This is a genomic window from Pirellulales bacterium, from assembly GCA_033762255.1.
In the GTDB taxonomy this organism is placed as follows: domain Bacteria; phylum Planctomycetota; class Planctomycetia; order Pirellulales; family JALHPA01; genus JANRLT01.
This window is the reverse complement of sequence record JANRLT010000044.1, coordinates 238,008-250,724: the sequence shown is the minus strand read 5'-3', so window position 1 is coordinate 250,724 and position 12,717 is coordinate 238,008. Positions and strand designations below refer to the sequence as shown.

The following is a 12,717-nucleotide window of genomic DNA, read 5'->3' as shown; positions in this document are numbered from 1 at the left end:
AATTAGACAAAGCACCACGGGGCACCATTCACGGTGACTCCATGTCGCGCGGGGGGGGTCACGGTCAGCTCACAGCCAGCACATAGGGGGTCTTGGGATAACGCCTCCGCCCATTCCTCCGCGGCACAAAGACTTTTAAACCAGGCGTAAATGACCGGCCCCCACGAGCTTTGCCCCACCCCCGCCACACCACGGCCGCGCAGCGCTTGCACCATCTGGCCGATCCGCTCGTGGGCGTATGGTCCCCCCTGGATCGGGGAAAAACACTCTCCCGCTAACAGTCCATACCGATAAACGGCTTGGCCAAAGCGGACAAAGTCGGCGGAAAGAGCGGCGGGGAGTATTTCCAAGAGCAACAATCCGGCCAAGGCATGCGTGATGGTGGGGGAGATAGGGGGTAATCGCGCGAAAGCGGCCCGTTCGGCGTCGCCAGCGGTGCCCGTCAAATCCAGTGGTCGGATCAGCAGTACATGCCAGTCAGGAGGTAATGGAACTTGTCGGACCAGTGGTGGAAGAGTTTCGCCCGTCAGTCTGCCCGGTTCCACAATAAGACCGCCGTGCAAAAAACCGTGGCTCCCCACCGCGCTGCGCTCTCCCCGTCCCGCTAATCGGACCAATTCCGACAAATGGCCAATCGGCCGACCATGCCAGTGAAAGAGGGCCAACGCCAGGGCCAGGGCAAGTTGGGTACCGCTACCCAATCCGGCATGCGGTGGGAGGGCCTGCAAGACCTCGACGGCAAAGGGACGGACTTGCCGGGATGCCCGGTCTGCATGATCGACGGGTAAATTCTTGGATGGGTGCTGCTCCCCCGATACTCCCGGAGTCTGCACACCTTCCGTTGGCAGTAGCTGCCAACGTTCGATTATTTTTTCTAGCACCCCCTCCACCCGGCTCCGCTGGGGACCGGTTACCCGCCATTCCGCGGCGGTGGTCATCCGCAGCCGCCAGCCTGGCTGGGCCAACATTACCCCGACACCGCCATACTGCCTGCCCAGCGGGGAATTTCCTTGGCCAAACCCCAATAGCCCAAAGTGCAGCCGCGCTGGCGTATTGATATCAAGGATGGCGGGAAGATCGGTCATAAAAGCATCGGGGCTCGTCCGTCGGGCAATTTGATTTCAGGCAATTTCAGCCGGGAGATGAATGTTCCATGGTATCAGTTCCGTCGCCAGGAATGATAGGATTGTAAAATTTTTGAATTTGACCTTCCACATAACTCCAGGCGGCAAGTTCCCGTTCGCCACCGGTTTTTTCCACCAGGGGGCGCAATCGTTGCAGTTCCGTCTGCACGACCGCGGGGGGAAAGAATCGCAACCGTGTCGCTAAAATGGTCGCCTCCAACACGGCAAACTGGGCCCGATTCCATCCGCCAAATTCGCGTACCGTTTTTTTGCGGACCACCTGGGCGGTAAGTTCACTCCGTTCCGCGGCGGTGTTGATTTCCTCGATGATAAATTCATAATAGCGGCAGGCGGCGGAAAGCACACGTCCGGCAAATTCCTTGGCGGGGCGCGTCTTGGGGGGTGGATCAGGCTCGCCCAGGGCGGCCTGGGCCAACAACAGCGGATCGTCGCAGATGTGCAGCACGCCACAGCGGGCGCGAAGCAAATTTTCAAAGGTGCGGGAGCCTTGATAAGGGCGCAGCAAATAGCGTTCGTCGCGGATCAACTCGATCGGGCCTTGGGGAGCCAAATTGACCGAACCGTCGGCATTCAGCGTGGTGACCAGGGTTTCCAGGATGAACGGCATGGGCGCGAAAGTGAACGTTGGGTTGAGGCAGTCCTATTTTAGAGCTTGGCGGGAAATTTTAATAGTCGCGCTGCGCGTTGTAACGATTGCGCCAATCAAGCTCGGGATATGAAAGAAATGTTTTACTTATTTCCGCCAAAACCACGTTGTGCATCAAGATTATCCGCGTATCCGACGATGCAGTTGCTGATTGCCGGAAATTATTTTACCGGCGCTTGCCAGGCGGAAAGCGGAAAACAGGACTTCTTTACCGTACCGGGATACTTGGCGCGTGATCCGATCCGACAGCATGATTGTCGGTGATCTCGCCACGGCCCGGGACCTGCGATCAGGAGGATCGAACGATGCAAGCGAATTTATCCCAGCGCGTGCTCTTGGGGAATTTCCCGGGGTATGGTGCGACGCCAGCTAGCCGGGACCGCGCCCGACCGGTAATTCTAAAAAACTCATCCCGGCGCCCCCAGCCGATTGCTTTTCCCCAACCAGGACCCGCCGTCCAGGGAACGTAGACGGAGAACGGCAATATAGAACAGAGGAGTTTGCCCCTCGGCAGAGACGCGTTCTATAGCCCGCATGTGCCATCTAGAGTCATGCCACACTGGTCCCGCGTTGTGCAACCGCCGCTGACATCGGCGGCGTTGTCACGCTACGGACGCGAATCAAGCCCCGCCGCCAGTTTAGCCAGCGCTTCGGTCTCGATCTGACGCACACGCTCGCGTGTCAGACCCAGCGATTCTCCTATTTCCTTGAGCGTCTTGGGCTCGTGGTCATCCAGGCCAAAGCGCATTTTGAGGACGGTTGCCTCGCGGGGATCCATGGACTTGATCATTTCCATGACGTGGACCAGATTGTCCTCGTTTAATAGAACATCCTCGGGCGTTTTGGCGTTCTCGTCGCACACCATATCCCCCAGCGACCAGCCGACATCGGCCTGCTCGGTTTGGGGGGTGGAGTTATAAATGCGAATCGCTTTTTTGATAATCGGCAGCTTTTTCCGCTGCAGGCCCAGAACCCGGGCCACTTCTTCCGGGGTGGGTGTGCGGGCAAGTTCCTCGGTCAAGCGGGCAGACGCGCGCCGCCATTTAGAGAGCAATTCCACCATGTAGGCGGGTATACGGATTGTCTTGCCGCAATTTATAAGCGCCCGCTTGATCGACTGCTTGATCCAGTAGCTGGCATACGTGCTAAAGCGGGTCCCCATCGCGGGGTCAAACCCCTCCACCGCCCGCAGTAATCCCAGGTTTCCCTCTTCGATTAAATCCTGCAGGCCCAAGCCTTTGCCGGCGTAACCGCGGGCGATATTGACCACCAGTCGCAGATTGGCGCGGACCATGCGGTCCCGGGCGCGCAGGTCCCCTTGGCCAATGGCAATGGCCAATTGTTGCTCGTCATCCCCCGTTAATAACGCGGTTTCGTTTATTTCGCGCAGATACGTCTCTAACGGGGTCTGCACGGAAGAAGCGGATTTGCGGCGGGGACTGGGCATGGCAAAGTCAAAAAATACCAGGTGCGCAAACGGGAGGGCCTACCTAAGGGTTTCGACACAGAGGGGCGGCCTTCTCCACCCACCCACCGGAGTTGACAGATTGAAAGGGGTGTGCCAAATCCGCGGATTGTAACGGGGATGGGCGGCGGACATCGCTCTTGGCCGTCTGTTCGCATTGTGCTAAAAGTAGCGTCCCCACCCGTCTAACGACGGGAACGTGCTAGCAAGTTTTATGCGTGAAATAGCTTTGGGTGGCATCCCGGGCCGGATTTTACGCAAAAGCAGCGCTCGCGGGGGGGGACACGTGTTGTCGCGGGGGGGATAATAAGCCCCCGTCAATGCGGCGATAAAAAAGCAGCCATACGCATCCGGGACTGACGAATGAAGAATTTTGCGCGCACCTTGCAGCGCGTGTTACGGTACAAAGCCACGCTGGCCGCCTCGGCCGGTTGTGCGATTCTGGTTGCGCTATTATGGGGCGCGAACATCGGGGGCGCGTACCCGGTGGTGGAAGTCATCTTTCGCGGACAGTCGTTACAAGAATGGGTGACCAAGGATATTCAGGCATCGCGGGCAAATATCCAGGCCTGGCAGGCAGAATTGGCGGCATTACCGGGCAATGCCCCGGCCCCAGAAGGTGACTTTGCCCGCGCGCGGCGCGAGGAATTGGTTTTTAAGCTATCCGCGGAAGAAACGCATCTGGCGCGGCAAGAGTGGCTCAGCCCGCTTATCCATGAATATTTGCCCAGTGATAAATTTCAAACCTTGCTGGCGATCATGATGGTCTTGTTGGCGGGTACAATTCTAAAAAATGTGTTCCTGGTGTTTGATTCGATCCTGGTCGATCGGCTGACGATGCTGGTGATGACCGACCTGCGCAAAAAGTTTTTTCGCCGCACGCTACGGCTGGATCTGGCGAACTTTAGCGAGAGTAAAACCAGTGACTTGCTAAGCCGCTTTACCAATGATATGGACGCCTTGTACGCGGGGATCCAGACACTCTTGGGCAGGGCGGTGCGCGAGCCGCTCAAAATGATCGTCTGCCTGGCCGGGGCGGCGTTTGTCTGTTGGCGGCTCTTGTTGTTATCGCTAGTTTTCGCGCCGATCATGGGATTTCTGATCAATCGCCTGGCCCAATCGCTGAAACGCGCCAATCGCCGCGCCATGGAAGAAATCGCCGCGCTCTTTGGCATATTGGGCGAAACCTTTGGCAATATCAAAGTGGTCAAAGCCTTTACCCGCGAACGGCACGAACGGCTGCGCTTTCATCGCAATAATAAAGAGATTTTTAAACGCGGGATGAAAATTGCCCGTTATGACGCGCTGATTCATCCCTTGACCGAGATGATGGGCATCAGCGCGATCTGTCTGGGCATCTTGGCCGGGGCTTATCTGGTGCTCAACCAAGAAACCCACATCTTTGGCATTCGCATGACGGACCGCCCGCTAAGCCTAAGTTCCCTGCTGATTTTTTATGGTTTATTGGTTGGCACGACCGATCCGGCCCGCAAGCTCTCGGACGTTTTTGGCAGGTTGCAACGGGCGATGGCGGCGGGAGACCGAATTTACCAGTATTTGGACCGCGAACCAACCATCCAGGACCCGCCGCGGCCAGTCCGCCTGTCCCGGCATAGCCGCGCGATCACCTTGGAGAATGTCAAATTTGCCTATCATCCCGATCAACTCGTCCTGCACAATCTTAGTCTAGAAATTTTTGCCGGCCAGACCGTGGCGATCGTCGGGCCTAATGGCTGCGGCAAAAGTACATTGCTCAATCTGATCCCGCGGTTTTATGACCCGGCCGCTGGCAGCGTCCGCATAGACGGCATCGACATCCGCAAGGCGCGGGTGCGCGAACTACGCGGCCAGATCGGCCTGGTCACCCAGGAAGCGCTGCTATTTGACGACACGGTATTCAATAACATTCGTTATGGCGCCCCGACGGCCACCACTGAGCAGGTCATTGCCGCCGCCCAACAGGCCCATGCGCATCAATTTATTGAACAACAATTAGAGCATGGTTACCAGACGATCATTGGCCCGCAGGGAGCGCGTCTGTCGGGGGGGCAGCGGCAGCGGATTGCCTTGGCGCGGGCGATTCTGCGCAATCCTGCGATATTACTTCTGGACGAGGCAACCAGCCAAATCGACCCCGAAAGCGAACAAGAAATCCACCGGGCCCTCGAAGAGTTTATTCGCGGCCGGACCACCATCATGATCACGCATCGCGTCTCGACCTTGGATTTAGCGGATCATATCGTGGTCATGGACCGGGGAACCATTGTGGACGCCGGACCGCACCGAGAATTGTTTGGCCGGTGTGAAATGTACCGCCGTCTACACCAAACTCAATTGCGGGCGGCGGCATAATGTTTGCTCCATACGCCGCTGCAGGGTAACGCGATTGTCCGGGCCAAAATTTTAGCTTGACTGGGCGAATAGCGGAACGTTGCTTAAACTACAGCTTACCCCCGCGCGATTTGGCCTTCTGGCCTCCCCTGTTTCGCAGGTTTTCCCGGCCTTATCCTTTTGGAACCGCTCCAAGCACAATGTCCCTGTTGTTGGCGGCGATTTTTTGGAGTTGGTCCCTGGCCGGGCATTGGGCGTTGTGCGCCGCACTGGTTAATCGTATCCACGCCATTGGCATGCCGCGCTGGATTGTCAAAAGCTGCTCCCTGGTGGGGCTAATACTCATGCCCGTGGGGCTGATGTATTGGCTATTCATTGGCTGGCGGACGCAGGCCATGCTATTTGCCAGTCAGGCACAGCCACTCACGTCAATCTGGCAATTTTGGCGGGAGGAATTCCCCCTCTGGCAAATCTACAGTTGCGTCCTGCTCCCCTGGATGGCTTTTGTGGCGGTAATTTGGGCCAGACGCAAGTACCCGGGCGATCCCGTCGCCTTTACACATCATTCAACCGTAAAGAAACTCAATGTCGCCGACCAGGCGGATCAGCCATTATGCGTGGGCTGGTTCGCCAAACTATGCCAATTTTGGCCGGGAAATGAGGTTTTGCGTTTACACGTGGAGCAGCACGAATTGCCGATTCCCCAGTTACCGCCGGAGTTGGACGGTTTGCGGATCGTGCATCTGTCGGATATGCATTTTACCGGCCACATCTCTCAACGTTATTTTCAGTTAGCACTTCAACATGTGGCGGACTTGCAACCGGAATTAATTGCCATTACCGGAGACCTAGTCGATGCCGCGGATTGCATTGATTGGCTGCCGGAAACAGTGGGAAATTTGCGGGCGGAACATGGCATTTATTACATTCTGGGAAATCACGATTCCCGCACCCACAATCTGGGCCGCATTCACCGGGTCTTGGCCGATGTGGGAATTCAGGATGTGGGGGGAGGTTGGAAATTTGCCTATCCGCGTGGTTGGCCGCTCTTATTAGCCGGTAACGAACTTCCCTGGTTGGGTCCAGCGGCCGACCTGCGGCATGCCCCGGTGGAATGGCGGGGAAAACCATATTTTCGCGTCTTGTTAGCGCATACACCGGATCAATTTGGCTACGCTCAACGGTGGAATTTTCCCCTCATGTTGGCTGGCCACACCCACGGTGGCCAGATAGCCCTGCCAGGGATTGGGCCGATCTTTGCCCCCAGCTATCATGGGGTACGCTATGCGGGCGGTACGTTTTTTCAAGGAGGGTGCGTGATGCATGTCAGCCGCGGGCTTTCGGCGGAATTAGCCCTGCGGTGGAACGCCCCTCCGGAAATCAGTTTGCTCAAACTTGTGCGGGGAGCCGCCGGAACGGCTTGAGATTTATTATTGAAAGTTGGGCGTCGGATTTGCTATGAGCTTTTTTGCCATGAATCGCTGGCCGGACGATTTTGACCGCTGGGTGTTGATTGTATTTTTCACTGTGCTGTTAAGCTTGGTGGGAAGCGGTTATGTGCTCATGTTTTTTGATTTGCGGGCCTGGTGGCTCGCAGCGCGGCGGGTGATGATTGTGGTGAGCAATTATTTGCCGCAAATTCCAGCCTGGGCCAGGCAAAAAACGCCTCCCTGTTTATTGACCTTTGGACTGCGATTGCCCTGCAGCGAGGAAGATTTATTAAAAGCTTATCGTGAAAAGGTAAAGAAATTGCACCCCGATAAAGGAGGAGACCGGCAAAAGTTTTTGAATTTGCAAGCCTCTTTTGAGCAAGCGCAAACATTTTTACGGGGTTTAGCGGCAGTGGAGAACGCCCCGCCGCTGGGTTAGCTAGCTCTCTTTGCGCGTCAGTGGCATTCTCGCGCTGGCGGTACTACCCGGGCCCCCCTGTTGGCGGGAGCATCGTGGCTTAGGCAGAACCCACGGAACCTGCTGGGCGTAGAAATCAGGTACGCTGTCAACGCGATTCGCCGCATGACGATTGAATATGGTTGAAGCGAAAATCCACGGACTGATTCCCACCGGTGGTTCTGCGCGATTTTTACCCCTAGCTATGACAAAACTAAAGGGATAAACGTTACTCATAATAACAAGATCCCTGGCTGGGCCATTTGGGATAATTTGTCCTTGCTAGCAGGCTAAGTTGTGAAAATCACTGTTTTGGTGAGCTGTCACTAAATTGGTGAATCGTAGCTAAAGTGCCGCATTATACGGCCAATCTAGGCTCTTCGGCGGTAATGGAATCACCATTTGGGTGAATTCTCATAAATCCAATTTAGTGCCGCATGGGTGGTTATTAAATTCTGTAAACCGTTATTGCGCTTGTGGTTAAAGAATAGCTTTTAAGGTCATGCGGCTCATGGCATATCAATTGCTTTGTAACAGTGCGTCAGAAAGCAATTGGATTCTGCGCAGAGAGAGTGTGGATTTTGATTGCGGGTTGGAATTGGATTACGGGCCAACAATCACAGATGCACAACGACTGATTCAGGATGTCACCCAGCGCAATGGTTTTGCCGAACAACGTCGCTTTACCTGGCGATGGGCCGAACGCCACGCAGACAAACATCACGGACCAACCGCGTCAGACAGATCAGCAAACGACTAGTGGAATAACAATGCAAGGCAATTCCCACTGGCCGTGTTTGGTCATGAGTCATGACGAAAGGTTATCCACCGAGTTTGCAGCCGGGGCGAAGCGGGCTGGTTGGCAACCGTGGATTACACGGGACGCGGTCGGAGCATTGAAGATTTTATGCCGCAATCCCGTGAGAATGGCTTTTCTGCATTTGCCCGGGGAAGATTCCGCGGCGAGCGGAGTGCGGCAGTTAGTGGAACACATGACGTGGATCGGGGGGGTGTTGCTCATTGTGGGAGCTTCCCAGTCGGATCCGCAGATTGAACTATGGGCCAGACAGGCGGGGGTTTGGACCTACTTATCCGAGGTTGATTTGCAGGCGAATTACACCGAGTTGTGTGAGCAAGCCCTGCAAATTGCCGCCAGGCATTCGCCGACAACGGTTTAAGGATAGTACAACGCGACGCGTTTTAACGATGGTTTGGATTTTAAGCGGTCAATCATTAGTTGGGTTGAAGCACTTTTTACCTAGAGGACAGACTCATGAACGCTCCTAACACTTGGATTCACGAAGACGAAGGCAACGATCTGGATTATCGCTCGATGCGGGTCCGCGAAAAGTCCAACGAAGCCCCGCAAGGCTCTCGTAAGCAAGATTTTCGCACTAAGAAGCGCCCGGTCAGCATGAACGGAATTCATCGTCGCCGGAACAAGCGTTGGAGCTGGTAAGGGGTCTGTCAGAGCTATCGTTGGTCGTTGTCGATTGCCGGTTTACCCGGTATTCGCCAGCCTCTTCCCCCGGGTGGGATGTGGTCATCGGCCATGGTGGTTTGAAAGACGGGAGAAGCCGCGCCATTCGGCGGGCTGGGGGGAAATCGTCGGGCAAAACTCCGTTTGTCCGGCAAGGTTTTAGAGCCATCATGGTCGCGGCAACCTGTTGTCTGCGAGAAACTACACACGTGTTTGCACCTAAGGACTCATCCTATGCGACGACTACGTCGAATTTGGGCGGTTTGTTTAACGGCCCTGGCATTTGCGGTTTGTATGCCGCTACAAAATGCCCCAGCAGCATTTGTTTCCCTCACGGGCGATCCCGTGGCCCTCAGCAATTTGCCGAATGGGCAATTGATTGCCGGGGACAAGCTCTTTAGCATGTTTGCCTTGGATGGGATCGCTTTTGGCGGCTCCATTCCCCAAAGCTTGAGCACATTCCTTGTCCAAGGGGGCCAGGATAGCATGACAGGGGAATACGGGTTGCGTTTCTTGATGTCGATGAACGCCGGGTCCGGCGCGACAACCAACGCCAACCTGACCTTTAAGGTTTCGGTTATCCCGGATCCAATGCTTCCTCCCTCCCAGCAAATGGTGATTGGCGGAGCGGGTGTCGGGATGGTGATGAGCGGTGCCTCCGCCACGGGAAATGGCATTGTCAATATCGCAGAGACGATTTTTGCCAACTCCTCGCCGAATTCCCCGATCCTAGGTAGCCTTAGCGTTTCAAAGCAGCAAAATAGCCCGCTTGGCGATTTAGAGCAAACCACAGCCTTGACTACACCTAGTTCGTCGGTCTTTGTTCGCAAGGCGATCTCCGTCACAGGGGGAGCATCCGGTTCCGCCCACTTGGGTGAATTCTTCCAATTTTATAACCAAGTCATCATTCCCGAAGTCAGCAGCGTTTTAATGGGGGGCATCTTCCTATCCACGGTAGGTGTGCTTATGTTGTTTGGAAAATTATCCCGCAAACACGACTTGCGTAAAAATGTCGTCCTGGGTTGCTCCTTATTGGCGGCCCTGTTCTTGTTCCGCTAATCTAGTGGACAAAGTTTGAAGTCAAGAATCGCGATACCGCCGGGCTGGCACAACCCGGCGGTTTTTTATTGCGCCCGCTATCCCCGGGCTATCTGGCGTTATCTTGATACAGCCTCGCGCGCCGTTCCGGCCATCGGGCAAGCCCCCCAAACCTTAGGCGGCTGTTGATTTGAGCTCGGACAAGAATGCGCCGGTAGATTCCCCCAGCCAAGGATACCTAGGGTGTGGTGATGAAACGGGCGGAAACCTGCGGAAACTTTGAAAAAACCGAATCCAGGGAGGACGAGCCGTGGTGGAATAAGGGCGGGACCCCCATAGTCCTACTGGTTGGAAGCTACACAACCAGCGCCGTTAGTCACCAAGGCCGCCAGCCCCGGAGTTCGGTTGAATCGCCGGGGATATATGCCACCTGTATAGCTTTGTCTGACCCGTGAAGTCGAGTGTTGGCGGTTGCGGGTGGTTCCCTATTTCTATCGAGTCAACAGGCGCGATTCTTGACCGTGAATATAAAATGCGATTTTTTTGTTGGACTAAATAAATGGCGATACTGAATGGGCCGGTGCCGCCAATCGTTATGGCCCCGATCGCACAGGCGGAAGAGGGTGCAAGAGCGTACCCGCTTGTGCTGTTTTTAGCCGTCGCCCGTCGGGGGATCTGTCTGGGGTCGGGCCACAAAACGATAACCTGTGCCCCGAATACTCAAAAAATGCCGCGGATTCGCCGGATCCTGCTCGAACGTCTTTCGTAAATTCAAAATAAAATTATCCACCGTGCGGGTCGTGGGGGTGTGGGCCAGCCCCCACACTTCTTCCAGAAGTTCCGAACGAGAAACCACCATCCCCTCGTGCTCGATAAAGTATCGCAGGAGCTTGATTTCCAGGGTGGTCAGCCGGACCAGCTTTCCGTGGACGGTGACTTCATAAGTGTCAAAGTTCACGCTGGCATCGCCAAAGGCATAAGTCGCCCCCTTGCCAGTGGTCTTTTGTTCGGCGTCAATTCGCCCCCGGGAGCGCCGGTTAAGCAAATTTCGCACCACGCTTAGCAATTCCTCCAGGTCAAACGGTTTGTGTAAATACACATCCGCCCCCGAGTCAAACCCCCGCACGCGGTCCTCGGTCAGTGTCCGGGCGCTTAAAATCACGATTGGTATCTCGCACTGCCGATTACGTAGCGATTCGCAGACGGCATACCCGCTTAGGCCGGGAAGCATGAGATCCAAAATCACCAAATCAATCGTGGTGGACGACTCGCCCAGCAACGCGAGCGCGGTTTGGCCGTCAGCGGAAATACTGGCGTCGTATCCTTCCGCCTCCAGGTTCAGCTTGAGCGCGCGGGCAATATGGGGATCGTCCTCGACTATCAAGATATGTGCCATACGCGAATCCGCGGGAGCCACTAACAGGGGGGGCCACGGCCCGCGCGGTAATTCCACCGCTGGCCCAGCCCTTTGTAGGTGGGCTATTTACCAGTTTTCTGAAGCAATTTGGGGTCGGGAATGTGCAGTTTTTTAGTCCCCCATTCATAGTGGGGAATGTAGGGGCTGATTTCCACTTTGGCCGCGGCACGAAATTCTTCGGTGGCCTGGCTCATGATCATTTGCGAATAGGCGACCTGCACTTTATCCAGCACATCGTCAAATTTTTTTAGATTTTCGCCCCGGGTTTCGGTCACCATGATCAAATGCACGCCAAATTGGGTCAGGATCGGCTCGCTGACTTCGTTCATTTTTAGTCCAAACGCGGGTTTGGAAAACTCCTCGAGCATCGGGCCGCTCCGTTCTATCCAGCCCAAATCGCCGTTTTGCAGGCGGCTGGGACCGTTGGAGTATTTTTCGACAGCCTGATCAAAGGTCAGTTCCTTGGCCTGGATTTGCTGATAAACGGCCAACGCCCGGTCGTAGAGGCGTTGAAATTCCCGTTCATCCAGGTTTTTTACCGGGCGAAAAAGCACATGCCGCACGCGAATTTGCGAGCCGTCAAATTCCTGATGGTGATCCTCAAAATACTTCTCCAGGGCCTCACGGGTGGTTTTTTGGGCAACGTACTTGCTCCAACTGGTTTCCCAAAATAGCCGCCGACGGTATTGCGCCAACGTCATACCCGCCTTTTGCAGGATTTTATCCAAATCGGCCATGGGATCCTTGGTTTTGATCATTTCCCGCCGTTCCTCTAGCACTTTATCTATCTCCGCCTCCGTGGCGCGGTCTGGCCATTGATCGATAAAACCGACCAACATCCGCTCTTCCATCAGCTTTCGCAACAGTTCGGCGATCATCAGGGTCCGTACCTGCTGATCCACTTGCCTTCCCTTGAGATGCCGCTCGAGCGCTTGCTCGACATCGGCCATAAAGATGGGCAATTCGTTAATTTTGGCCACGATGATTTGGTCGGGGCGGGGCTGGGCGGGACTGGTGGGGGACGGAGGGGATGCGGCAGGCGGGTCACCGACGGCTTGCGCCGCGGCCCGGTAACCCCATACCGCCCATAGGCAAAACAGCAGGCACCAACTGGTAATGACCGACCGGGCAAGCGACGCCCCGCGCGTTCGAAAGAAATTGCAAGTCAGTAACAAGGGCTGACTCCGGAAAGGCTTTCTCATGGGGGCGGGCACTGGCGTTACCTATGCGAAAATACGGTCTTGGAAAAAAGGATGTTCTGGCACAAAGTGGCCAGGTGTCAACAAAGTTGCGTGGGACAAGATTTTT

13 protein-coding genes are annotated in these 12,717 nt (G+C 55.5%); 7 read left to right on the top strand and 6 right to left on the bottom strand.

Annotated features, from left to right (window positions below; all coding sequences use genetic code 11):
- Positions 1 to 2 precede the first annotated feature (2 nt).
- Positions 3 to 1,085: a hypothetical protein gene (locus SFX18_13275; protein ID MDX1964119.1), complete on the bottom strand. Its 1,083-nt coding sequence runs from the start codon at positions 1,083 to 1,085 to the stop codon at positions 3 to 5.
- 46 nt (positions 1,086 to 1,131) lie between these two features.
- Positions 1,132 to 1,752, bottom strand: a complete 621-nt coding sequence (locus SFX18_13270) for a DUF447 family protein (protein MDX1964118.1) — start codon at positions 1,750 to 1,752, stop codon at positions 1,132 to 1,134.
- Positions 1,753 to 2,096: 344 nt separating this feature from the next.
- Between SFX18_13270 and SFX18_13265 the strand changes: the two genes are divergently transcribed.
- The gene (locus SFX18_13265) at positions 2,097 to 2,261 is read left to right on the top strand and encodes a hypothetical protein (GenBank protein ID MDX1964117.1); all 165 of its coding nucleotides are present in this window, start codon (positions 2,097 to 2,099) and stop codon (positions 2,259 to 2,261) included.
- 137 nt (positions 2,262 to 2,398) lie between these two features.
- Here the strand turns inward: SFX18_13265 and SFX18_13260 are convergent, their stop codons facing one another.
- Positions 2,399 to 3,238: an RNA polymerase sigma factor RpoD/SigA gene (locus tag SFX18_13260; GenBank protein ID MDX1964116.1), complete on the bottom strand. Its 840-nt coding sequence runs from the start codon at positions 3,236 to 3,238 to the stop codon at positions 2,399 to 2,401.
- Between the two features lie 381 nt (positions 3,239 to 3,619).
- Between SFX18_13260 and SFX18_13255 the strand changes: the two genes are divergently transcribed.
- The 5 genes from SFX18_13255 to SFX18_13235 all read left to right on the top strand — a co-directional run bounded on the left by SFX18_13255 (position 3,620) and on the right by SFX18_13235 (position 8,933).
- Entirely contained in the window at positions 3,620 to 5,608 is a 1,989-nt protein-coding gene (locus tag SFX18_13255) for an ABC transporter ATP-binding protein (GenBank protein ID MDX1964115.1), read from the top strand.
- A 179-nt stretch (positions 5,609 to 5,787) separates the two neighbouring features.
- Positions 5,788 to 7,011, top strand: a complete 1,224-nt coding sequence (locus SFX18_13250; GenBank protein ID MDX1964114.1) for a metallophosphoesterase — start codon at positions 5,788 to 5,790, stop codon at positions 7,009 to 7,011.
- A gap of 34 nt (positions 7,012 to 7,045) precedes the next feature.
- Positions 7,046 to 7,456, top strand: a complete 411-nt coding sequence (locus SFX18_13245) for a J domain-containing protein (GenBank protein ID MDX1964113.1) — start codon at positions 7,046 to 7,048, stop codon at positions 7,454 to 7,456.
- 662 nt (positions 7,457 to 8,118) lie between these two features.
- Entirely contained in the window at positions 8,119 to 8,652 is a 534-nt protein-coding gene (locus SFX18_13240; GenBank protein ID MDX1964112.1) for a hypothetical protein, read from the top strand.
- Positions 8,653 to 8,747: 95 nt separating this feature from the next.
- Positions 8,748 to 8,933 carry a hypothetical protein gene (locus SFX18_13235; GenBank protein ID MDX1964111.1) on the top strand — a complete coding sequence of 62 codons (186 nt, stop codon included), beginning with the start codon at positions 8,748 to 8,750 and terminating at the stop codon, positions 8,931 to 8,933.
- Positions 8,934 to 8,947: 14 nt separating this feature from the next.
- Here SFX18_13235 and SFX18_13230 read toward each other — a convergent pair whose 3' ends face one another.
- Entirely contained in the window at positions 8,948 to 9,163 is a 216-nt protein-coding gene (locus tag SFX18_13230) for a hypothetical protein (GenBank protein ID MDX1964110.1), read from the bottom strand.
- A gap of 25 nt (positions 9,164 to 9,188) precedes the next feature.
- On the opposite strand from SFX18_13230, the gene SFX18_13225 reads away from it, so the two are divergent.
- Positions 9,189 to 10,013: a hypothetical protein gene (locus tag SFX18_13225; protein ID MDX1964109.1), complete on the top strand. Its 825-nt coding sequence runs from the start codon at positions 9,189 to 9,191 to the stop codon at positions 10,011 to 10,013.
- Positions 10,014 to 10,644: 631 nt separating this feature from the next.
- Here the strand turns inward: SFX18_13225 and SFX18_13220 are convergent.
- Together SFX18_13220 and SFX18_13215 are read right to left on the bottom strand one after the other, a co-directional pair.
- Complete coding sequence (locus SFX18_13220) at positions 10,645 to 11,388, bottom strand: response regulator transcription factor (protein ID MDX1964108.1); 744 nt, start codon at positions 11,386 to 11,388, stop codon at positions 10,645 to 10,647.
- A gap of 83 nt (positions 11,389 to 11,471) precedes the next feature.
- Positions 11,472 to 12,584 carry a peptidylprolyl isomerase gene (locus tag SFX18_13215; protein MDX1964107.1) on the bottom strand — a complete coding sequence of 371 codons (1,113 nt, stop codon included), beginning with the start codon at positions 12,582 to 12,584 and terminating at the stop codon, positions 11,472 to 11,474.
- Between the last annotated feature and the right edge of the window lie 133 nt (positions 12,585 to 12,717).